The 20,668-nt window shown below is 69.2% G+C and carries 21 protein-coding genes and 1 riboswitch; of the genes, 11 read left to right on the top strand and 10 right to left on the bottom strand.

Features of this window, described 5'->3' with window-relative positions; genetic code table 11:
• Window positions 1-18: 18 nt before the first annotated feature.
• Complete coding sequence (rplI, locus tag ACIQRW_RS08595) at window positions 19-465, top strand: 50S ribosomal protein L9 (protein ID WP_003967856.1); 447 nt, start codon at window positions 19-21, stop codon at window positions 463-465.
• A 146-nt stretch (window positions 466-611) separates the two neighbouring features.
• On the opposite strand, the gene ACIQRW_RS08590 is transcribed toward rplI, so the two are convergent.
• Window positions 612-1,949 (bottom strand): MATE family efflux transporter, encoded by a 1,338-nt coding sequence (locus ACIQRW_RS08590; RefSeq protein ID WP_403756287.1) that lies wholly within the window; start codon window positions 1,947-1,949, stop codon window positions 612-614.
• 458 nt (window positions 1,950-2,407) lie between these two features.
• On the opposite strand from ACIQRW_RS08590, the gene dnaB reads away from it, so the two are divergent.
• On the top strand, window positions 2,408-3,883 hold the full coding sequence (gene dnaB, locus ACIQRW_RS08585) for a replicative DNA helicase (RefSeq protein ID WP_026290418.1): 1,476 nt from the start codon (window positions 2,408-2,410) through the stop codon (window positions 3,881-3,883).
• A 142-nt stretch (window positions 3,884-4,025) separates the two neighbouring features.
• Here the strand turns inward: dnaB and ACIQRW_RS08580 are convergent, their stop codons facing one another.
• Complete coding sequence (locus ACIQRW_RS08580) at window positions 4,026-4,760, bottom strand: dienelactone hydrolase family protein (RefSeq protein ID WP_403756433.1); 735 nt, start codon at window positions 4,758-4,760, stop codon at window positions 4,026-4,028.
• A gap of 141 nt (window positions 4,761-4,901) precedes the next feature.
• Here ACIQRW_RS08580 and argG point away from each other — a divergent pair, with 141 nt between their 5' ends.
• Complete coding sequence (gene argG / locus ACIQRW_RS08575) at window positions 4,902-6,350, top strand: argininosuccinate synthase (RefSeq protein ID WP_403756284.1); 1,449 nt, start codon at window positions 4,902-4,904, stop codon at window positions 6,348-6,350.
• A gap of 86 nt (window positions 6,351-6,436) precedes the next feature.
• Window positions 6,437-7,813, top strand: a complete 1,377-nt coding sequence (locus ACIQRW_RS08570; protein ID WP_403756283.1) for a serine hydrolase domain-containing protein — start codon at window positions 6,437-6,439, stop codon at window positions 7,811-7,813.
• 82 nt (window positions 7,814-7,895) lie between these two features.
• Here the strand turns inward: ACIQRW_RS08570 and ACIQRW_RS08565 are convergent, their stop codons facing one another.
• Together ACIQRW_RS08565 and ACIQRW_RS08560 are read right to left on the bottom strand one after the other, a co-directional pair.
• Window positions 7,896-8,348 carry a GNAT family N-acetyltransferase gene (locus tag ACIQRW_RS08565; protein WP_403756281.1) on the bottom strand — a complete coding sequence of 151 codons (453 nt, stop codon included), beginning with the start codon at window positions 8,346-8,348 and terminating at the stop codon, window positions 7,896-7,898.
• Between the two features lie 50 nt (window positions 8,349-8,398).
• Entirely contained in the window at window positions 8,399-8,857 is a 459-nt protein-coding gene (locus tag ACIQRW_RS08560; protein WP_003967850.1) for a MarR family winged helix-turn-helix transcriptional regulator, read from the bottom strand.
• A gap of 140 nt (window positions 8,858-8,997) precedes the next feature.
• Here ACIQRW_RS08560 and ACIQRW_RS08555 point away from each other — a divergent pair, with 140 nt between their 5' ends.
• Window positions 8,998-10,209 carry an MFS transporter gene (locus ACIQRW_RS08555; protein WP_403756278.1) on the top strand — a complete coding sequence of 404 codons (1,212 nt, stop codon included), beginning with the start codon at window positions 8,998-9,000 and terminating at the stop codon, window positions 10,207-10,209.
• A 71-nt stretch (window positions 10,210-10,280) separates the two neighbouring features.
• Here ACIQRW_RS08555 and ACIQRW_RS08550 read toward each other — a convergent pair whose 3' ends face one another.
• The 5 genes from ACIQRW_RS08550 to ACIQRW_RS08530 form a co-directional block, all read right to left on the bottom strand.
• Complete coding sequence (locus ACIQRW_RS08550; protein WP_403756275.1) at window positions 10,281-11,186, bottom strand: GNAT family N-acetyltransferase; 906 nt, start codon at window positions 11,184-11,186, stop codon at window positions 10,281-10,283.
• A 4-nt stretch (window positions 11,187-11,190) separates the two neighbouring features.
• Complete coding sequence (locus ACIQRW_RS08545; protein ID WP_403756272.1) at window positions 11,191-11,718, bottom strand: DUF2269 domain-containing protein; 528 nt, start codon at window positions 11,716-11,718, stop codon at window positions 11,191-11,193.
• Between the two features lie 118 nt (window positions 11,719-11,836).
• Window positions 11,837-12,316, bottom strand: coding sequence for an NUDIX domain-containing protein (locus ACIQRW_RS08540; protein ID WP_003967847.1), 480 nt, complete (start codon window positions 12,314-12,316; stop codon window positions 11,837-11,839).
• Window positions 12,317-12,360: 44 nt separating this feature from the next.
• Entirely contained in the window at window positions 12,361-13,485 is a 1,125-nt protein-coding gene (locus ACIQRW_RS08535) for a cystathionine gamma-lyase (RefSeq protein ID WP_403756269.1), read from the bottom strand.
• Between the two features lie 106 nt (window positions 13,486-13,591).
• Complete coding sequence (locus ACIQRW_RS08530) at window positions 13,592-13,969, bottom strand: phage holin family protein (protein ID WP_217221854.1); 378 nt, start codon at window positions 13,967-13,969, stop codon at window positions 13,592-13,594.
• 87 nt (window positions 13,970-14,056) lie between these two features.
• Here ACIQRW_RS08530 and ACIQRW_RS08525 point away from each other — a divergent pair, with 87 nt between their 5' ends.
• The 4 genes from ACIQRW_RS08525 (at window position 14,057) to ACIQRW_RS08510 (ending at window position 16,608) form a co-directional block, all read left to right on the top strand.
• A complete protein-coding gene (locus tag ACIQRW_RS08525; protein WP_403756266.1) occupies window positions 14,057-14,374 on the top strand; it encodes a cupin domain-containing protein in 318 nt (105 codons plus the stop codon).
• A gap of 323 nt (window positions 14,375-14,697) precedes the next feature.
• Window positions 14,698-14,910: a DUF5326 family protein gene (locus tag ACIQRW_RS08520; protein WP_403756264.1), complete on the top strand. Its 213-nt coding sequence runs from the start codon at window positions 14,698-14,700 to the stop codon at window positions 14,908-14,910.
• Between the two features lie 382 nt (window positions 14,911-15,292).
• Window positions 15,293-16,069, top strand: coding sequence for an IclR family transcriptional regulator (locus tag ACIQRW_RS08515; RefSeq protein ID WP_403756262.1), 777 nt, complete (start codon window positions 15,293-15,295; stop codon window positions 16,067-16,069).
• Between the two features lie 101 nt (window positions 16,070-16,170).
• Window positions 16,171-16,608, top strand: a complete 438-nt coding sequence (locus ACIQRW_RS08510; RefSeq protein ID WP_024263706.1) for an SsgA family sporulation/cell division regulator — start codon at window positions 16,171-16,173, stop codon at window positions 16,606-16,608.
• A 23-nt stretch (window positions 16,609-16,631) separates the two neighbouring features.
• Here ACIQRW_RS08510 and ACIQRW_RS08505 read toward each other — a convergent pair whose 3' ends face one another.
• Complete coding sequence (locus tag ACIQRW_RS08505; protein ID WP_403756259.1) at window positions 16,632-17,978, bottom strand: YibE/F family protein; 1,347 nt, start codon at window positions 17,976-17,978, stop codon at window positions 16,632-16,634.
• A 70-nt stretch (window positions 17,979-18,048) separates the two neighbouring features.
• Window positions 18,049-18,182: riboswitch (TPP riboswitch) on the top strand.
• Here ACIQRW_RS08505 and thiC point away from each other — a divergent pair.
• Complete coding sequence (thiC, locus tag ACIQRW_RS08500; RefSeq protein ID WP_403756256.1) at window positions 18,175-19,995, top strand: phosphomethylpyrimidine synthase ThiC; 1,821 nt, start codon at window positions 18,175-18,177, stop codon at window positions 19,993-19,995. (Overlaps the previous riboswitch by 8 nt.)
• Window positions 19,996-20,314: 319 nt before the next feature.
• A complete protein-coding gene (locus ACIQRW_RS08495; RefSeq protein ID WP_361324758.1) occupies window positions 20,315-20,668 on the top strand; it encodes a DUF805 domain-containing protein in 354 nt (117 codons plus the stop codon).

The following is a 20,668-nucleotide window of genomic DNA, read 5'->3' as shown; positions in this document are numbered from 1 at the left end:
GGGAAGGGTGACAAGAGCATGAAGATCATCCTCACCCACGAGGTCTCCGGCCTCGGCACCGCCGGCGACGTCGTCGACGTCAAGGACGGGTACGCCCGTAACTACCTGGTTCCGCGTGGCTTCGCCATTCGCTGGACCAAGGGCGGCGAGAAGGACGTGGCGCAGATCCGCCGCGCCCGCAAGATCCACGAGATCGCGACGATCGAGCAGGCCAACGAGATCAAGGCCAAGCTCGAGGGCGTGAAGGTCCGTCTGGCTGTTCGCTCCGGCGACGCCGGTCGTCTCTTCGGCTCGGTCACCCCGGCCGACGTCGCTGCGGCGATCAAGGCCGCCGGTGGTCCCGACGTCGACAAGCGTCGCGTCGAGCTCGGCTCGCCGATCAAGACGCTCGGCGGACACCAGGTGTCCGTCCGTCTGCACCCCGAGGTCGCAGCGAAGCTCGGCGTCGAGGTCGTTGCTGCCTAAGGGCAGAGCTCAACTGAGCCAGTGAAGGGCTGCACCCCATGGGTGCGGCCCTTCCTGTATTTCAGGAACCTGTCTCTCGGGATGCACGGTGTTTCACGTGAAACAGGCGGCCTGTTTCACGTGAAACAGGCCGCGAAGCGTACGGATCAGCGCGTGGCTCCGGTGACGATCCACCGGCCCGACCGGGTACGCAGCCAGAGCGTGATGAGTCGGACGGCCATCATCAGCGTCATGGCCCACCAGAGCGCGGTGAGCCCGCCGCCGAGGGAGGGCACCAGGAGCGCGACGGGCGCGAAGACGGCGAGCGTCACCAGCATCGCCCAGGCGAGATAGCGTCCGTCGCCGGCTCCCATCAGGACGCCGTCCAGGACGAAGACCACGCCGGCGATCGGCTGGGAGACCGCCACGACCAGGAGCGCGGGGAGCAGGGTGTCCTTCACCGAGGGGTCGCTGGTGAAAAGCGGGATGAACAGAGGCCGGGCGAGCACGATCAGGACGCCGAGCACGATGCCGCAACCGATACCCCACTCGACCATGCGGCGGCATGCCTCACGGGCGCCCTTCTCGTCGTTCGCCCCCAGATAGCGGCCGATGATCGCCTGCCCGGCGATGGCGATGGCGTCGAGCGCGAAGGCGGTCAGACTCCAGAGGGAGAGGATGATCTGGTGCGCGGCGATGTCGACGTCCCCGAGCCGGGCGGCGACGGCCGTGGCGATCATCAGGACGGCGCGCAGAGACAGGGTACGGATCAGCAGAGGCACGCCGGCCCGTGCGCTGGCCCTGATGCCGGCCGCGTCGGGGCGCAGGGAGGCGTTGTGCCTTCGGGCTCCGCGGATCACCACGACGAGATAGGCGGCGGCCATACCGACCTGGGCGATCACCGTTCCCCAGGCGGATCCGGCGATGCCGAGCCCGGCACCGTAGACGAGGGTCACATTGAGGGCGGCGTTCGCCGTGAAACCGCCGATGGCGACGTACAGCGGGGTGCGGGTGTCCTGGAGGCCGCGCAGTACACCGGTGGCGGCGAGCACGACGAGCATCGCCGGGATGCCGAGGATGGAGATCCTCAGGTACGTGATGGCGTACGGAGCCGCGGTGTCGGACGCGCCGAAGAGGTCGACGAGCCACGGGGCGGTCGGGATCGCGAGGGCGACGACGGCCGCCCCGAGCAGCAGGGCGAGCCAGATGCCGTCCATGCCCTGGCGGATGGCGGCGGGGAGATCGCCCGCCCCCACGCGGCGGGCGACGGCTGCCGTGGTCGCGTAGGCGAGGAACACGAAGATGCTCACGGCCGTCATCAGGAGGGCTGCGGCGATGCCGAGGCCGGCCAGTTGCGGGGTGCCGAGGTGGCCGACGACGGCGCTGTCGACCATCACGAACAGAGGCTCGGCGACGAGTGCGCCGAACGCCGGGACGGCCAGGGCGATGATCTCGCGGTCGTGCCGTCGGCGGCCGTTTTTCGGGGTCGCGGGGGCCTTGGTCATGGGGGTCAATCTAATCTTCCACAGGTAAGAGATGCAATCGGTCTATGGTCCTTACTTGTGGACCGGTGGGGCCTTCCTTCCCGCGCCGTTTGCGGTGATCTTGAAATGAGGGCGAAAGTTTTTCTCCCCCACAGTCAGTGGACGGAGAATGCGCAGGTCAGGATGGTCACGCCGCTAGCGCTATGAGTTTGTCCACAGTGCTGTCCCCCGGTCCGTGCACAGGTTCGGCAGGGTTCTCCACAGCATCTGGTCCGTCGTCCACATGCCCTGTGGATAACCAGATTGGCTGACGGTGCGGAGGGGCCTACCGTGGTGCGGCGCCCGCACTCCGTTCCGGCACCGGAATCCACCGAACCAGATGCGCCGGAAGTGGAGTCGGGCGACCTGTTTGTCGGTGCCGTGCCGTAAGAAAGAGTGGCACGGCTAGGTCCGCGATGCGGACGGGAGGAGGCGGCCCGGTGAGCATTCCCGAGCCTTTGGACGACCCCTGGACCGAGACCGGCCCCGGGGACCGTCTGCCCGTCTCCCGTCAGCGTCGCGGGGACCGCAAGGGGCGTGAGGACCGCCACGACCGCGGCTCGGACGAGGCCTGGGAAGGCGGCTCCCCCGGGTTCGAGCGGGTGCCGCCCCAGGATCTCGACGCCGAGCAGTCCGTCCTCGGCGGCATGCTGCTGTCCAAGGACGCCATCGCGGACGTCGTGGAGATCATCAAGGGGCACGACTTCTACCGCCCCGCCCACGAGACCGTCTACACGGCGATCCTCGACCTCTACGCCAAGGGCGAGCCGGCCGACCCGATCACGGTCGCCGCCGAGCTGGTCAAGCGTGGAGAGATCACCAAGGTCGGCGGAGCACCGTATCTGCACACTCTGGTGCAGTCCGTGCCCACCGCGGCCAACGCCTCGTACTACGCGGAGATCGTCCACGAGCGGGCGGTGCTCCGGCGGCTGGTCGAGGCGGGCACGAAGATCACGCAGATGGGATACGCGGCCGACGGGGACGTCGACGAGATCGTCAACTCCGCGCAGGCCGAGATCTACGCGGTCACCGAACAGCGCACCAGTGAGGACTACCTCCCCCTCGGCGACATCATGGAGGGCGCGCTCGACGAGATCGAGGCCATCGGGTCGCGCAGCGGCGAGATGACCGGTGTGCCGACGGGCTTCACGGACCTCGACGCCCTGACGAACGGCATGCACCCCGGCCAGATGATCGTCATCGCGGCCCGCCCCGCCATGGGTAAGTCCACACTGGCGCTGGACTTCGCGCGCGCCGCGTCGATCAAGAACAACCTGCCCAGCGTCATCTTCTCCCTCGAAATGGGGCGCAACGAGATCGCGATGCGTCTGCTGTCGGCCGAGGCGCGGGTGGCCCTGCACCACATGCGGTCCGGCACCATGACGGACGAGGACTGGACGCGGCTCGCCCGCCGGATGCCCGAGGTCTCGGCCGCTCCGCTGTATATCGACGACTCCCCCAACCTGTCGATGATGGAGATCCGCGCGAAGTGCCGCCGGCTCAAGCAGCGCAACGACATCAAGCTCGTGATCATCGACTATCTGCAGCTGATGCAGGCCGGTGGATCGAAGCGTTCCGAGAGCCGTCAGCAGGAGGTCTCGGACATGTCCCGAAACCTCAAGCTGCTGGCCAAGGAGCTGGAAGTCCCGGTGATCGCGCTCTCGCAGCTGAACCGTGGACCCGAGCAGCGCACCGACAAGAAGCCGATGGTGTCCGACCTGCGTGAGTCCGGTTCCATCGAGCAGGACGCCGACATGGTCATCCTGCTCCACCGCGAGGACGCGTACGAGAAGGAGTCACCGCGCGCGGGCGAGGCGGACATCATCGTCGGCAAGCACCGTAACGGCCCGACGGCCACCATCACCGTGGCGTTCCAGGGCCACTACTCCCGCTTCGTGGACATGGCGCAGACCTGACGGAGGCCCGCCCGTGCGGGCGGAGGCCTCGAACCATTCACGCGATCGTTTCACCGGCCCCGCGGGCGGAGCGACTTCTGCGGGGCCGGTCGCCGCGGGAGCTCGGGCGCGAGGTCGGGGGCGCCGGAGGCGCTCCGCCCCCTCAGGCCTTCCTCAGGGTGCGGGCGAGGAGGGGAAGCAGGCGGTCCCAGTGGTGCCGCAGTCCGGCCGGGTCGAAGGCGTCGGTGTCGGACATGGTGAAGCCGTGCACGGTGCCGGGGTAGATCTCGGAGGTGTAGCCGACGCCCGCGGCGTCCAGGAACCCGTTGAGCTCGCCGAGCGCCTCGGGCGTGATGTCCGTCGCCGCGTGGCCGAAGTGGACCTCGGCGGTGAGGCGGCGCAGGCTGTCGGGCCCGTCGGCGGCGACGGGGGCGTGGAACGCGGCGACGGCGGCCACCTGTCCGGGGTGGGCCGCGGCGGTACGGGTGGCCAGGAGGCCGCCGATGCAGTAGCCGGTCACCGCGACCGGTCCGGCGTCCACCTCGGGCTGGGCCGAGAGGTACGCGAGGTAGGCGTCGGCGTCGCGCACGACGCGTTCGGCGGTGTGAGCCTCGATCAGGGGCATCAGCCGGCCGATGAGCGCGGGCCGGTCCTCTTCTCCGATGTGCTCGGGAAGGTCGACGACCGGTGTCGGCCCGTTCCGGTAGAAGAAGTTCGGGACGAGCACGTAGTAGCCGTGCCCGGCCAGTTCGCGGGCCATCTCCCGCAGTACGGGACGGATGCCGAAGGCGTCCGCGTACATCAGCACCCCCGGATGCCGGTCGCCGTGTTCGGGGTAGGCGGCGAAGGCGTCGGCCAGGCCGTCGGCGGTGGGGATCTGCACGGTCTTGGTGGGAATGGTGGATCTTCCTTCCTGGGAGTTCGCCGCTGACGTTCGCGGCGCTGACTTCTGGAGCATTCGACCAGCTCGCCCCGCTACTGGACAACCACACCGGGACGCCATGTTGCATGATCATGCAGTTGAATGCATACTCTTCCTATGTCTAAGGTTCTCACCTCCCTGCCCATCGGCGAGCGTGTCGGCATCGCCTTCTCCGGCGGTCTCGACACCTCGGTCGCCGTCGCCTGGATGCGCGACAAGGGCGCCGTCCCGTGCACCTACACCGCCGACATCGGCCAGTACGACGAGCCCGACATCGCCTCGGTGCCCGGGCGCGCGTCGACGTACGGTGCCGAGATCGCGCGCCTGGTCGACTGCCGTGCGGCGCTGGTCGAGGAGGGACTGGCCGCGCTCACCTGTGGCGCGTTCCATATCCGGTCGGGTGGGCGCGCCTACTTCAACACCACGCCGCTCGGCCGCGCCGTCACGGGGACCCTGCTGGTCCGGGCGATGCTGGAGGACGACGTACAGATCTGGGGCGACGGGTCGACGTTCAAGGGCAACGACATCGAGCGGTTCTACCGCTACGGGCTGCTCGCCAACCCTCACCTGCGGATCTACAAGCCGTGGCTGGACGCGGACTTCGTTTCCGAGCTCGGCGGGCGCAAGGAGATGTCGGAGTGGCTGGTGGCCCACGAGCTGCCCTACCGCGACAGCAGCGAGAAGGCGTACTCGACCGATGCCAACATCTGGGGCGCCACCCATGAGGCCAAGACTCTGGAGCACCTCGACGCCGGCATCGAGACCGTGGAGCCGATCATGGGCGTGCGGTTCTGGGATCCCGCGGTGGAGATCGCTGCCGAGACCGTGACGATCGGCTTCGACCAGGGCCGCCCGGTGACGATCAACGGCAAGGAGTTCGCCACCCCGGTCGACCTGGTGATGGAGGCGAACGCGATCGGTGGACGGCACGGCATGGGCATGTCCGACCAGATCGAGAACCGGGTGATCGAGGCCAAGAGCCGCGGCATCTACGAGGCACCCGGGATGGCGCTGCTGCACGTGGTGTACGAGCGGCTGGTCAACGCGATCCATAACGAGGACACCCTGGACAACTACTACAACGAGGGGCGGCGGCTCGGCCGGCTGATGTACGAGGGTCGCTGGCTCGACCCGCAGGCGCTGATGATCCGCGAGTCGCTACAGCGCTGGGTGGGCACGGCGGTCACCGGGGAGGTGACGCTGCGGCTGCGGCGTGGTGACGACTACTCGATCCTGGACACCGACGGACCGGCGTTCAGTTACCACCCCGACAAGCTGTCGATGGAGCGCACCGAGGACTCCGCGTTCGGCCCGGTGGACCGGATCGGCCAGCTCACGATGCGCAACCTCGACATCGCCGACTCGCGTGCCAAGCTCGAGCAGTACGCTGGCCTCGGCATGGTCGGATCGACCCATCCCGCCCTCATCGGCGCCGCTCAGGCGGCCTCGACCGGACTGATCGGCGCGATGCCGCAGGGCGGCGCCGAGGTCATCGCCTCACGCGGCAGGGTGTCCGGTGGCGACGAGATGCTCGACCACGCCGCGATGGAGTTCGGCACCGACTGACCGGGAGCGTTGTGGGCGCTGGTCCGGGCCGTGACGCCGCGGAAAAGGGTTCGTCAGGGGGCCGTCCGTCGGGTAGGGGTTGGACCATGACTTCCAGCGACACAGATCTGCTTCCCAGTACCCGACGCGCCCTGCTGCACCGCATCGCCGTCGCCCAGCGGGACGGCCGCGCGCCGTCCCTCGTGGCCGCGGTGCGGCGGCAGGGCCGTACGGCCTGGAGCGGGGCGCGTACGTGCGTCGAGGGGCATGCTCCCGACGACGATACGCAGTACCGGATCGGTTCGATCACCAAGACGTTCACCGCCGTTCTGGTTCTGCGGCTGCGGGACGAGGGCTTGATCGACCTGGACGACCCCCTGGAGAAACACCTCCCCGGCACGGGGGCGGGCGGGGTGACCGTCTTTCAGCTGCTGGGCCACAGCGCGGGGCTGGGCGCCGAAGCGCCCGCCCCCTGGTGGGAGCGGACGCCGGGCGGTCTGCGGCCCGAGCTCGCCGACGTGCTGGGCGACCGGCCGCAGAGGCATCCGGCCGGTCATCGCCATCACTACTCCAACCCTGGTTACACCCTGCTCGGTTCACTGGTGGAAGCGGTGCGTGGCGTCTCCTGGGAGGAGGCGCTGCGCCGCGAGATCCTGGAGCCGCTGGGTATGCACCGCACGACGAGCGGGCCCGTGGCTCCGCACGCGGGCGGCTGGGCCGTCCACCCGTGGGCAGATGTCATGCTGAGCGAACCCGCCGAGGATCTCGGGATCATGGCGCCCGCCGGTCAGCTCTGGTCCACCGCGGCGGACCTGCTGCGGTTCGCCGCCTTCCTGACCGAGGGCGACGACCGGGTCCTGTCGGCCTCCTCCGTCCAGGAGATGCGGACGCCGGCCGCACCGGCCGAGACGGGCGGCAGCGGTTACGGTCTCGGACTCCAGATCGTCGGGGGCGAAGAGCGCGTGCTCTTCGGGCATTCGGGATCGCTTCCCGGGTTCGTCGCCGGCCTCTGGGTCAGCGAGGAGGACGACGTGGCCGCGGTCGTTCTCGCCAACGTCACCTCGGGGCTGCCCGCCGCGATGGTGGCCGCCGAACTCCTGGGGATCGTGGCCGAGGCCGAGCCGCGGATCCCGGAGCCCTGGCGCCCGCTGCCCGAGGTGGACGACGAGCTGCTCGCGCTGACCGGGATCTGGTACTGGGGCACCCACCCGGTCTCGCTGAGGCTCACGGGGGACCGGGGCCTGCAGCTCACACCGCTGGGTGGCAAGGGACGAGGCGCGGCCTTCACGCACCGCCCGGACGGCACCTGGACGGGCCAGAACGACTACTACGCGGGGGAGACCCTGCGCGTCGTACGCAAGGACGACGGTTCGGTGGACCACCTCGACCTCGGCTCGTTCGTCTTCACCCGGGAGCCGTACGAGGTGGGCGCGGCCGTGCCCGGCGGCGTGGACGCGGAGGGCTGGCGCGGGCTCGCCGACTGAACTTCCGGCCGGGTCGTGGGTGGGTGTTTCACGTGAAACACCCACCCACGTTTAACGTGGAACGCCTACCCGTCCGCGCTCCTCAGAGCGCCAGCTTGAAGCCCACATGGCTGGCGGTGAAGCCGAGCCGCTCGTAGAAGCGGTGCGCGTCCTCGCGGGTGACGTCCGAGGTCAGCTGCACCAACTGGCAGTTCTGACGGCGGGATTCGTCCACCGCCCACTGGATGAGCTGGGTGCCGAGGCCGCTGCCGCGCTCGTCGGCGTGGATGCGGACCCCCTCGATGATCGAGCGGGTCGCGCCGCGGCGGGACAGCCCCGGGACGATGGTCAGCTGCAGTGTGCCGACGACTCGGTCCTCGCGAACGGCGACGACCACGTGCTGGTTCGGGTCGTCGGCCAGCCGCTGGAACGCCTCCTGGTAGGGGGCGAGGTCGTCCGGTGACTCGCGCTGCGCTCCCAGAGGGTCGTCGGCGAGCATCGCGACCACCGCGGGCAGGTCGTCCGGGACGGCGGGTCGTAGGGCGAGATCACTCATGATCGGCATCCTAGGACGGCCCCGGGGGATGTCGCGCCGGTCAGGCTCGGTCAGACCGGGACCTTGAGCTCTTCGACGGCCCTGACCAGAGGAGCGAGCTCGGGGTTCTCGGCCGCCTCGTCCAGTGCCGCCCGCAGTGCGGTGTCGTTCGTCGGCCGGGCGGCCTCCAGCAGCGTGAGCCCGGCCTCGGTGACGTCGGTGTAGATGCCGCGGCGGTCGGTGTCGCACAGGTAGCGGGTCAGCAGCCCCCGGTCCTCGAGCCGGGTGACGAGCCGGGTGGTGGCGCTCTGGCTGAGGACGACGGCGTCGGCGACCTGCTTCATCTGGAGATGCCCACCGGTGCCGTTGTGCTGTCGGCTCAACACGTCGAGCAAGGAGTACTCGCGTGCGCTGAGTCCGTGGCCGGCCTGGAGGGCCCGCTCGATCCGGGCCTCGATCTTCCCGTGAAGCAGGGAGAGCGCGCACCAGCTCTGGGCGATGGCGGTCAGGGCGGGGTCGGTCGCTGTCATGTCTCTCTCCTCCGGGCGGGAGCTGCGTGACTCCAGGATAGGGGACGTCTGCAATAGCCCGCGCTTGCAATTAGTCAGCGTCTGCAATTATTGTGGACGCTTGTAAGGCGCAGACGCAATCTTCAGGGAAGGTGAAACCCATGCCGCTCGCGCTCCTCGCCCTCGCCATCGGGGCATTCGGGATCGGAACGACCGAGTTCGTGATCATGGGGTTGCTCCCCGAGGTCGCCGGTGACTTCCAGGTCTCGATCCCGACCGCGGGCTTCCTGGTGACCGGCTACGCGCTCGGTGTGGTCCTCGGCGCCCCGCTGATGACGCTGCTCGGCACCCGTGTCACCCGTAAGCGCATGCTGATGCTCCTCATGGGGCTGTTCATCGTGGGCAACGTGGTGTCCGCGCTCGCCCCCGTCTTCGGAGTCATGCTCGCCGGGCGGGTGATCGCCTCCCTCGCGCACGGTGCCTTCTTCGGCATCGGCTCGGTGGTCGCGGCCGACCTGGTCGCCCCGCAGAAGAAGGCCGGGGCCATCGCCATGATGTTCACCGGGCTCACCGTCGCCAACGTCGTCGGCGTTCCGCTGGGCACCTTCATCGGACAGACCGCGGGCTGGCGGACCACGTTCCTCCTCGTCGCCGTTCTGGGCGTCGTGGGCCTGCTCGGCGTCGCGAAGCTCGTACCGGACCAGCCCGTGCCGGAAGGCGTGCGCATCCGCCACGAGCTGGCCGCGTTCCGCAATGTCCAGGTCCTGCTGGCCATGGCCATGACCGTCCTGGGCTTCGGCGGAGTCTTCGCCGCGATCACCTACATCACCCCGATGATGACGCAGATCGCCGGCTACTCGGCCTCGTCCGTCACCTGGCTGCTCGTTCTCTTCGGCCTCGGCATGGTGGGGGGCAACCTGATCGGCGGCAGGTTCGCCGACCGCCACCTGATGCCCATGCTGTACGTCTCGCTCGGCTCGCTCGCCGTGGTGCTCGGCCTGTTCACCGTGACCGCCCACAACAAGATCGCCGCAGCCGTCACCATCGTCCTGATCGGCGCCCTGGGCTTCGCGACCGTGCCTCCGCTGCAGAAGCGGGTCCTCGACCAGGCGGCGGGTGCGCCGACGCTGGCCTCCGCGGTCAACATCGGGGCGTTCAACCTCGGCAACGCCCTCTCCGCCTGGCTCGGCGGTCTCGTGATCGCGGCGGGCCTCGGCTACACCGCCCCCAACTGGGTCGGCGCCGCGCTCGCCGCGTCCGCCCTGGTCCTGGCCGTGTTCTCCAGCCTGCTGGAGCGCCGGGAGGCCGGCAAGAGCCGGATCGTCGCAGGGAGTGGCCCCGAGCCGGCCGCCGTGACAGCGGCCCGGCACTGAGCCACCCGCTCGCCAGGGCCACACATCGCGAAGCAGCCGCACCGTCCTCGTGGCGGTGCGGCTGCTTCGCGTCAGCCCGTCGCGAGGGTGAGCGGGGCGAACCTGCGGGCGGCATCACCGGGCAGGTCCGTGATGTTGTAGGTCATCACGGTGGTCCGGGTGAGGGGCTCCAGCCCGCGCTCCACCAGCCAGCCGAGCAGTTCCTTGTGCGCGGCGTGGACGTCGGTGCGCAGTGGCCGGTCCGTCGTGGCGGCCAGGGCCGTGACCAGGGCCTGCGCGGTGGCCGTGTCCCGGGCGATCAGCGGCCCGACCACCTCGGCCTGCCCGCTCGGCCAGAGCGCCGCGTAGCCGATCAGCTCGCCGTGCTCCTCGGCGACCTGGAGCCGGTCGGAGAAGGCCGGCAGCCGGGCGAGAAGATGCGTCCGGTCGGCGCCGAACGCGGGGAGGTCGAGCCGGACCAACGCCCGCAGGTCGTCCGCCGCTGCCGGGCGGGTGGTCACGGACGGGCGAGAGGCCGAGGGGGAGGGGGAGCCGGAGGGGGAGCCGTGGGGGCCGCCCGCTCCGAAACGGCCGCCGACGCGTTCGGCCCGGCCCACGGGGGAGAAGCCGAGGTCCTCGTAGAGCGGCTGTCCCTGTTCGGTGGCGTACAGGACGAGCGGGGTGTCCCCCTCGGCTTCCATCACGTGCCGCATGAGCCGGCGGGCGAGCCCTCGACGTCCGTAGCGGTCGGCGACGAGCAGCATGCCGACCGCGGTGAGTTCGGATCCGTACGGCATGGTCAGGCAGGTCGCCGCCAGGCCCTTGCCGTCCGGGGCGTCGATCCCGTAACCGGCGCCGGCCGAGAGGAGCAGCCCCCACCGGTGTTCGTCGCGCGGCCAGCCGCGGTCCTCACAGAGATCGGCACACGGGACCAGGTCTCCCCGGTTCAGGCGCCGGATCGGCAGCTCGACGAGGGAGAGGGGTGAGGGGCTGTGCATGGGGTCAGGCTGTCTGACGGGATGATCGCGCGTCCACCGATTTCGCGGAACTGGCCGAGATCCGCAGCCGCCTGCCGCGCCGGGTGAGTCCCCAGGGCTTGAGCACCGAGATCGCGGTGATGAAGAGGTAGGTGGCCGTCGCCACCGACGGCGCGATCACGAGGTCGATGTCCACCGCTCCCTCGGCGACCGCGGCGTTGATGCCGGGGCGCAGGGAGAAGATCGACAGGCCTGTCGTGACCAGAGTCAGCCAGAACTTGATCCACACCCAGCGGTGCCGGGCCAGGCCCCACGGAGTGCCCAGCGACAGCACCAGGCCGCTCACCAGGGCGAGCAGGGCCACCGGGGCCACCAGCCAGTCCCCGTAGATCTTCATGGACCGGGTGGCGGCGTCCGCGGTGGCCGGATCTCCGGTGGCGAACGCGGTGATGCCGAGCGTCAGCAGGCCGACGGTCAGGCCGAGCCAGCTGACGGAGACGGCGACATGGGCGACGAGGATTGCTCGGCGTACGGGGCGCTTGAGTGGTTTCACGTGAAACACGATGCCGAGAGGGGCTCCCCGGGGCGTCCGGCAGCGGGAGTATCCATGGGTACCCGCTGGGGAGTACGCGCCCCGGCAGGGCTGGGGTGCGTGCCCGCCGCGGGGGGTGTCAGCCCAGGTCGGGGGCGTGCATCGCCCGTACGCCTTCGATGTTGCCGTCGAGGTAGTGCCGCAGGGACAGCGGAACGAGGTGCACGGCCGCGATCCCGACCCGGCTGAACGGCACCCGGACGATCTCGTACTCCCCGGTGGGCTCGTCGATCTCCGGGCCGTGCCGCAGGGAGACGTCCATCGACGCCAGTCGGCAGACGAAGAAGTGCTGGACCTTCACTCCCGTCACGCCACCGTCCGCGATGTGCTCCACGGTGTCGACGAAGCACGGGACCACGTCGACGATCTTGGCGCCCAGCTCCTCGTCGACCTCGCGGTGCAGTGCTTCGACGACGGTGGCGTCCTCCGGCTCGACCCCGCCGCCGGGCGTGAGCCAGTACGGATCGACTCCCGGCTTCGTGCGCTTGATCAGGATGAGGTCGTCGCCGTCGAGCAGGACGGCGCGTGCGGTGCGCTTGACCACAGGACGTTCGGTCATGGCAAGAGAGTGGCCCGTGGAGGAGCCTCTGAAACTCCCCCGGCCTACCGGACCGCCGTGTTCAGCGCCTGTTCGACGTCGGCGAGCAGGTCCTCGGGGTCCTCCGCGCCGACCGAGAAGCGGATGAAGCCCTCCGCGACGGCGTCGCCGCCCCAGCGGCCCCGGCGCTCCGCGGTGGACCGGACGCCGCCGAAGCTCGTCGCGTCGTCGACCAGGCGCAGCGCGGACAGGAAGCGCTCCGCGGTCTCCCGGTCGGCCAACTCGAAGGAGACCACGGATCCGAAGCGCCGCATCTGGCGCCCCGCGACGACGTGTGACGGGTCGGTGGGCAGTCCCGGATACCGCAGCCCGGTGACCTCCGCACGCTTCGTCAGCGCCTCTGCGAGAGCGAGGGCGGTGGTGCACTGCCGGTCGATGCGCAACTGGAGGGTGGCGAGCGAGCGGTGCGCCAGCCAGGCCTCCATCGGCCCCGGGATCGCCCCGACGACCTTGCGCCAGCGCCGTACGTCCGCCGTCAGCCCGGGATCGCGGCAGGTCACATGGCCGAGCAGGATGTCGCCGTGGCCGGTCATGCCCTTGGTGTCGCTGGCGACCGAGAAATCGGCGCCCAGCTCCAGCGGGCGCTGGCCGATCGGGGTGGCCAGGGTGTTGTCGACCGCGACCAGCGCGCCCGCCGCGTGCGCGGCCTCGACCAGCCGCCGGATGTCGCAGACGTCCAGGCCCGGGTTGGACGGGCTCTCGATCCAGAGCAGCTTCGCCCCGGTCAGCAGGGCCAGCTGGGCGTCGCCGCCGGTCGGCGCGGTCCGGACCTCGACCCCGTACGCCTCCAGTTGCTCCCGTACGAGTGGCAGTGCCTGGTAGCCGTCGTCGGGGAGGACCACGGCGTCGCCCGAGCGGACCTGGGAGAGCAGCACCGCGGTGATCGCCGCCATGCCCGAGGCGAACACGGTCGTGCCCACGTCCTCGCCGGGAGCCTCCAGCTCGCCGATGGCCCGCTCCAGGTGGGTCCAGGTCGGGTTGGTCTCCCGGCCGTAGGTGTAGGGACCCACCGGTTCGCCGGAGAGGTGGAAGTGCGCGGCGAAGACCGGGCCGGGCAGAGTGGGTCCGAACTGCTCCGGTTCGGGAAGCCCGGCGCGTACCGCGCGTGTTCCGTCGCCCATGGTGCTCATGCCTGCTCCTTCGCTGCTCTCCCGGTGGTGGACCGGTGTCCCCCGCACTCTTCCAGAGGCTCCCGGAGCGGCCTTCCCCGGAGGTCCGGAATCCCGCATACCGGAATCAGTCCTCGTCGGGCAGGACGACGTTGAGCGCCCAGGACACGACCGAGATGATCAGACCGCCGAGCACCGCCGTCCAGAACCCTTCGACGTGGAAGCTGAGATCGAACACGCCGGCCAGCCAGGAGGTCAGCATCAGCATCAGGGCGTTGACCACCAGGGTGATCAACCCCAGCGTCAGGATGAACAACGGGAACGTCAGGAGCTGGACCACCGGCTTCACCAGGAAGTTCACCAGGCCGAAGATCAGCGCGACCAGGATCAGGGTGAGGGCCTTGCGGCCCGTGCTGCCGCCCTCCAGAGTGATGTTGCCGATGAGCCAGATGGCAACGGCCAGCGCACCCGCGTTGGCGATCGTCTTGACTACGAAATTCTTCATGTGTCTGATCGTGGCAGACATGATCGGTGGTGGACACCGGCAGCGCGGGCACAGCCGACAGCGTGAGTACAAGGGGCGGGACGGGCCATGAAGGCATTCAGACTGGACGAGCTGGAGGCGGAGCGGGCCGCCAATGACGGCGCCTACCTGCAGTTCGTGCGGGAACGCAATATGTCGGTCGGCCTGTACGCCCTGGACGCGGGAGAGCTCGATCCGCAGCAGCCGCACCAGCAGGACGAGGTCTACTTCGTCGTCAGCGGGCGGGCCTCGATCACGGTGGGGACGGAGACGACGCAGGTCGGCAGGGGAAGCGTCGTCTACGTGCCCGCGGGCGTGGACCACAAGTTCCACCACATCACCGAGGATCTGCGGGTGATGGTCGTCTTCTCGCCGCCCGAGGGCTGATTCCCGGCGCCCAAGAGTTGGGCCTCCGTCCCGGGGATCCCTAGGTCGTGTCCGCAAAGTCTCGTCTGGCCCGCGGCGTCTGGCACGCACTCTCGCGGCGTTGCCGAAATGCCCGAGTAGCTCCGCTACTAGGACACTCCGGCGCCTTGCGAGAGCACGCACCAGACGCCGCGGGCCCCGCCCAGAGGGCGGACGACGATACTTTGCGGACACTCCCTAGGGGCTCGATCAGGGGTCTTCAAGGGCTGCCCGCCCCCGCGGGAGGCCTTCGCGCCTTTAGCATCGAGGCAAGGACTCAGAGAGACGAGGTAGAGGCGATGGCCGTGCGGGAGATATTCGCGGGAATGCCCTGGTGGGTGAAGTGGATCGCGGTGCCCGTCATTGCGATCTTCGTGTTCGGCGGGCTGATCGCCAGCGTCGTCGGCTTCGTGATCAGCCTGCTCTTCAAGGCGCTGGTCTTCGTCGTCGTGGTCGGCGGGCTGATCTTCGTCGTCCGCAAGTTCACGTCGTCGTCGTCCTCGCGCGGTGACTGGTAGTACACGGAACGCGGGCCGGCGCGGGGGCCGGTCTGTTCCGTCCGGCCCTTCCGTCACGGGCCCGCAGGACGAGGTGAGGTCGGCGCCGGCGCGGGTGATTAGCCCAGCAGAGCTAAGTCCCGGAGGAAACCACCCGTCTGCCGCAGACGGCCGATACAGTGACATACCACTGCCGCCATCCGGAATGTGACCTTCCGTCACCATATCGATCACCTGATCGGTCCTGGGTACGACAGTCCGGTCGTTGGCCTTCGATCGTCGGCGCCCGGACCGGTCCTCGCCGGTCACGGGCCGGATCTCCGGTCCTCGGGATCGCGGCAGGCCCGTGGGGGCGGCCCCCACGGGAGGGCCGACGGCCCGTCACCATGCCTGGGGGTGGCCCTTGACCACGGCATCTAGCACCGCTGTTCCGACGTTGATCGGTTCGGTCCAGCGGGCGTTGAGGCTGCTGGAGGCTGTGGGCACCCATCGGGACGGGGCGCCCGCCAAGCAACTGGCACGTGAGGCGGGGCTTCCGCTTCCGACCGCGTACCACTTGCTGCGCACCCTCACCCATGAGGGCTATCTCCGCCGCGAGAACGGTGTCTTCCTCTTCGGCGCGGCCGCCGAGAATCTGACCGTCGCCCCCGGGGTGCGGAGCCGTCCGCGCCCCGCCTCCGTCGCCGACTCCCTCGGCCACTGGCGGGACGTCATCGGAGCCCCGGTGTACTGCGCCGTCTACTGCGACGGCGAGATCGATCTCATCGCGGTCGCGGACGGCCCCGACACCCCGGCAGTGGAGGAGTGGGCCTCGTTCCGGGAAACCGCCCACGCGCACGCCATCGGCCAGTGTCTGCTCGCCCAACTCGACGAGCGAGCCCGCGAGGACCACCTCGACCGGCACCCCGTGCGCCCCCTCACCCGTTACTCAGTGCGAGATCGCGCCACGCTTCTGGAACGGCTGCGTACCCTCCGACGAGGTGAACCGGTCATCGAACGCCAGGAGTACGCACTGGGGACCGTGTGCGCCGCGATTCCCGTCACGGCCGGTGCCACGATTGCGGCGATGGCCATTTCCGTACCTCTCGACCGAGAAGATCGGTTGCTGCCCGCAGTCGAACAGCTACGTGGCGAAGTCACCAGCCTCTTGCGTTCGCTCGTGTTCTCTATCAGTATCTGAAAAATCACTCCTTGTGATCTGCTATCGCGTGCACCACGATGGCGTCAATAGGGCCATGGGGGATCATTCCTGGCCAGATTCATCTACTGCGGGGTTGAACGATGCGCGAGTCGGTTCAAGCAGAGGTCATGATGAGCTTCCTCGTCTCCGAGGAGCTCTCGTTCCGTATTCCGGTGGAGCTCCGGTACGAGGTCGGCGATCCGTATGCCATCCGGATGACGTTCCACCTTCCCGGCGATGCCCCTGTGACCTGGGCATTCGGCCGCGAGCTGCTGCTGGACGGGCTCAACAGCCCGAGCGGCGACGGAGATGTGCACATCGGCCCGACCGAGCCCGAGGGCCTCGGCGATGTGCACATCCGGCTCCAGGTCGGCGCGGACCGTGCGCTGTTCCGGGCGGGGACGGCGCCGCTGGTGGCGTTTCTCGACCGGACGGACAAGCTCGTGCCGCTCGGTCAGGAGCACACGCTGGGTGACTTCGACGGAAACCTGGAGGATGCGCTCGGTCGCATCCTCGCCGAGGAGCAGAACGCGGGCTGACCGGGCGCGCCCCCGATGCCCCGTCACCCCGTCTTACGACGACGGCCCCGACCCGTCCGCGCGGGTGCGGCCGTAGCCGCCTGTGCGCCGCCGGACCCCGAACGGTCCGCGGAGACGACCAGCGCCGCGAGCACCGTGGTCACCGGCACCGAGGCGACCAGGCCGATCGACCCGACCAACGTGCGGACGATCTCCTCGGCGACCAGCTCGCTGTTGGCCACCGTCCCCACACCGCTCTGGGCGATGGAGAAGAGCAGCAGCAGCGGCAACGCCGCGCCCGCGTACGCCAGCACCAGGGTGTTGACCACCGAGGCGATGTGGTCCCTTCCGATCCGGATACCTGCCCGGTACAGACCCTTCCAACCCATCCGCGGGTCCGCCTGGTGCAGTTCCCAGACGGCGGAGGTCTGGGTGACCGTCACATCGTCGAGCACCCCGAGCGAACCGATGATGACGCCGGCCAGCAGCAGACCGCTCATATCGATGTCCGGGTAGAGGCCGTGGATGAGGCCGGTGTTGTCGTCGGTGTTGCCGCTCAGGCTCGCCCAGCCGATGAACAGGGAGCCCAGCAGCCCGATCAGCAGCAGCGAGATCAGCGTGCCGACGACCGCGACCGACGTACGGGCCGTCACCCCGTGGCACAGATAGAGGGCCGCCAGCATGATCGCGCTGGCCCCGATCACCGCCACGACCAGCGGGTTCGAGCCTTGCAGGATCGCCGGCAGGATGAACAGGGTCAGCACGGCGAACGACACCACCAGCGCCACCAGCGCCATCACCCCGCGCATCCTGCCCACCAGGACCACCGCCAGCGCGAAGATCCCGGCCAGCACCGCCATCGGGATCTTCCGGTCCACGTCGGTCACCGAGTACTGGAGGTCGCGCGGCGCGTCGGGGGCGTACGCGACGACCACGCCCTGACCCTCCTTCAGCTGTCGGGGCGCGTCCGGCTGGACCACCTCGACGAACTTCCGGCCCTTGTCGTCGCCGCTGGTCACCTCGATGGTGGCCTTCGCGCACTCCCCCTCCTGCTCGTTGACGGCCTCGCGGCCCGAGGGCGTGGAGGTGTCGCCGGTCGGGGGTACCTGCGCGGCGTTGACGTCCGCGCAGTCGACCTTCACGACCTGGACGACCTTGCCGTCCTGGGTCTGCCGGTCGAATCCGACGCCGGTGCGCTCGTGGTCGGGCGCGCCGCCGGGCCAGAACGCGATCAGGCCGACGACGACCGCCGTCGCGAACGGGATCAGTACGGCGGCGATGACCTTGCGCAGGTGCCGGGAGACCGGAGCGGCCGGTCCGTGGCTGTGGGTGTGGCCGTGGGTGTGGCCCTGGGGCGGCTGGGGTGCGGGGTCGCTTTGGGGGGAGGTCACGGGGCGATCATCGCAAGAACGGGAGGGCCCTCTGGTCAGCTCGCCCGAAAGGACGCTAGCGTGGAGGCACCTTTGCACACGCGGGAGCTCGGAGCACCGGGCTGAGAGGGCGCTGATCGCCGTACATCCGTACGGGACACGCTGCGCCGACCGCCGAACCTGTTACCGGGTAATGCCGGCGTAGGGAGTAGGTCTCATGACCACAGCGGACGCACGCACGCCTGCCTCGAAACAGAACGACGGAACGCCGGTCGGCACGACGCCGGGCGACGGAACGCGCAACGACGAGGCCGGGAAGTCCATCGGCTGGCACAAGGGGTACGTCCAGGGCTCGCGCCCGGACCTCCGGGTGCCGGTTCGACAGGTGCACCTCACCAACGGCAAGGACGTGACGCTGTACGACACGTCCGGGCCGTACACCGATCCCTCCATCGACACCGATGTCCGCCGGGGCCTCGCGCCCCTGCGGGAGAACTGGATCATCGCCCGCGGCGACACCGAGGAGTACGCGGGCCGGCCGGCCCGCCCCGAGGACGACGGGCTCAAGCACACCTCGCCGCGCGGCGGACTGCGCAACCTCGACGCCGTCTTCCCCGGCCGCCCGCGCCAGCCGCGCCGCAGCCGCGACGGACGCCCCGTCACCCAGCTCGCGTACGCCCGACGGGGGGAGATCACCCCGGAGATGGAGTACGTGGCGATCCGGGAGAACGTGGAGGCCGAGGTCGTCCGCGAGGAGATCGCGCAGGGCCGGGCGGTGCTGCCCGCCAACGTCAACCACCCCGAGATCGAGCCGATGATCATCGGCAAGCGGTTCCTGGTGAAGGTCAACGCCAACATCGGCAACTCGGCCGTCACCTCCTCCATCGAGGAGGAGGTGGACAAGATGACCTGGGCGACGAAGTGGGGCGCCGACACGGTCATGGACCTGTCCACCGGCCGCAACATCCACACCACCCGTGAATGGGTGCTGCGCAACTCCCCCGTGCCGATCGGCACCGTCCCGCTCTACCAGGCCCTGGAGAAGGTCGACGGCCGGGCCGAGGAGCTGACCTGGGAGATCTACAAGGACACCGTCATCGAACAGGCCGAGCAGGGCGTGGACTACATGACGGTGCACGCCGGGGTGCGCCTGCCGTACGTCCCCCTGACGGCCCGCCGCAAGACCGGCATCGTCTCGCGCGGCGGCTCGATCATGGCGGCCTGGTGTCTCGCCCACCACAAGGAGTCGTTCCTCTACGAGCACTTCGAGGAGCTCTGCGAGATCCTCGCGACATACGACGTCACCTACTCCCTGGGCGACGGACTGCGTCCCGGTTCGATCGCGGACGCCAACGACGAGGCGCAGTTCGCCGAGTTGCGCACGCTGGGCGAACTGAACACGATCGCGAAGCGGTTCGGCGTCCAGACCATGATCGAGGGCCCCGGGCACGTCCCGATGCACAAGATCAAGGAGAACATCGACCTTCAGCAGGAGATCTGCGAGGAGGCGCCGTTCTACACGCTCGGCCCGCTGACCACGGACGTCGCGCCCGCCTACGACCACATCACCTCCGGCATCGGCGCCGCGATGATCGCCTGGTGGGGCACGGCGATGCTCTGCTACGTCACGCCCAAGGAGCACCTGGGACTGCCGAACCGGGACGACGTGAAGACGGGGGTCATCACCTACAAGATCGCCGCCCACGCGGCCGACCTGGCCAAGGGGCACCCGGGCGCGCAGGAGTGGGACGACGCCCTCTCCGACGCGCGGTTCGAGTTCCGCTGGGAGGACCAGTTCAACCTGGCCCTCGACCCGGACACGGCGCGGGAGTTCCACGACGAGACGCTGCCCGCCGAACCGGCGAAGACGGCGCACTTCTGCTCGATGTGCGGGCCGAAGTTCTGCTCGATGAAGATCTCCCAGGACATCCGGCGTCAGCACGGCGGTTCGCAGGAGGAGATCGAGCAGGGCATGGCCGAGAAGTCGAAGGAGTTCGCGGCCGCCGGCAACCGGGTCTACCTGCCCATCGCCGACTGATCAGGGCCGGCCGCCGGCCCGTCCCCGGCGGTCGGCTTCTCCGGCCACAGGCAGCGAACCCGCGGGACTGAGGCCTGATTCTGCCAGGAGCCTGTGGGCGTTGTGTGGCTTACCGAGTAACTACAGCCATTTCAGGTTGTTTTGAAATGGTTGGTCGCCTTGTTAAGCGACAGTATGGACACAGTCGTGTGGCAGCTGTATGTACGTTTGGTCCGCAGCTCACCTGCGCTTGACCCTTTCCTTATCTGTGGCTTACTTTCCGGCTTGCTTGGCTTGAAATTGGCGCCCCCTCGGAACGGGGGCCGGGGAGGGAATCACCGTGAACTGGTACCTGGACGTACTCAAGAACTACGCAGGCTTCAGCGGACGCGCGCGCCGCAAGGAGTACTGGATGTTCGTGCTCTTCAACTTCATCATCGCCGTGGTGCTGTCGGTGCTCGGCATGGCGATCGACACGCAGATCCCGTACTACCTCTACCTCGCCGCGGTCATCGTTCCGTCGCTGGCGGTCATGGTGCGTCGTCTGCACGACACCGGCCGCTCGGGCTGGTGGTTCTTCATCTCGTTCGTCCCGCTGGTCGGCGCCATCATCCTGCTCGTCTTCCTCGCCTCGGAGGGCAAGCCGGAGACGAACCAGCACGGTGCCAACCCGAAGCTGGCTCCGGCCGTCTGA

Origin of the sequence: Streptomyces sp. NPDC091287 (assembly GCF_044768525.1) — a bacterium.
In the GTDB taxonomy this organism is placed as follows: domain Bacteria; phylum Actinomycetota; class Actinomycetes; order Streptomycetales; family Streptomycetaceae; genus Streptomyces.
Note: the sequence above shows the minus strand (reverse complement) of the source record. Positions and strands in the feature narration are given on the sequence as shown.

Coding starts and splice junctions, on each gene's coding strand:
- rplI (WP_003967856.1), top strand. CDS start 19: ATGAAGATCATCCTCACCCACGAGGTCTCCGGCCTCGGCACCGCCGGC.
- ACIQRW_RS08590 (WP_403756287.1), bottom strand. CDS start 1,949: ATGACCAAGGCCCCCGCGACCCCGAAAAACGGCCGCCGACGGCACGAC.
- argG (WP_403756284.1), top strand. CDS start 4,902: ATGTCTAAGGTTCTCACCTCCCTGCCCATCGGCGAGCGTGTCGGCATC.
- ACIQRW_RS08570 (WP_403756283.1), top strand. CDS start 6,437: ATGACTTCCAGCGACACAGATCTGCTTCCCAGTACCCGACGCGCCCTG.
- ACIQRW_RS08565 (WP_403756281.1), bottom strand. CDS start 8,348: ATGAGTGATCTCGCCCTACGACCCGCCGTCCCGGACGACCTGCCCGCG.
- ACIQRW_RS08560 (WP_003967850.1), bottom strand. CDS start 8,857: ATGACAGCGACCGACCCCGCCCTGACCGCCATCGCCCAGAGCTGGTGC.
- ACIQRW_RS08555 (WP_403756278.1), top strand. CDS start 8,998: ATGCCGCTCGCGCTCCTCGCCCTCGCCATCGGGGCATTCGGGATCGGA.
- ACIQRW_RS08550 (WP_403756275.1), bottom strand. CDS start 11,186: ATGCACAGCCCCTCACCCCTCTCCCTCGTCGAGCTGCCGATCCGGCGC.
- ACIQRW_RS08540 (WP_003967847.1), bottom strand. CDS start 12,316: ATGACCGAACGTCCTGTGGTCAAGCGCACCGCACGCGCCGTCCTGCTC.
- ACIQRW_RS08535 (WP_403756269.1), bottom strand. CDS start 13,485: ATGAGCACCATGGGCGACGGAACACGCGCGGTACGCGCCGGGCTTCCC.
- ACIQRW_RS08530 (WP_217221854.1), bottom strand. CDS start 13,969: ATGAAGAATTTCGTAGTCAAGACGATCGCCAACGCGGGTGCGCTGGCC.
- ACIQRW_RS08525 (WP_403756266.1), top strand. CDS start 14,057: ATGAAGGCATTCAGACTGGACGAGCTGGAGGCGGAGCGGGCCGCCAAT.
- ACIQRW_RS08510 (WP_024263706.1), top strand. CDS start 16,171: ATGCGCGAGTCGGTTCAAGCAGAGGTCATGATGAGCTTCCTCGTCTCC.
- thiC (WP_403756256.1), top strand. CDS start 18,175: ATGACCACAGCGGACGCACGCACGCCTGCCTCGAAACAGAACGACGGA.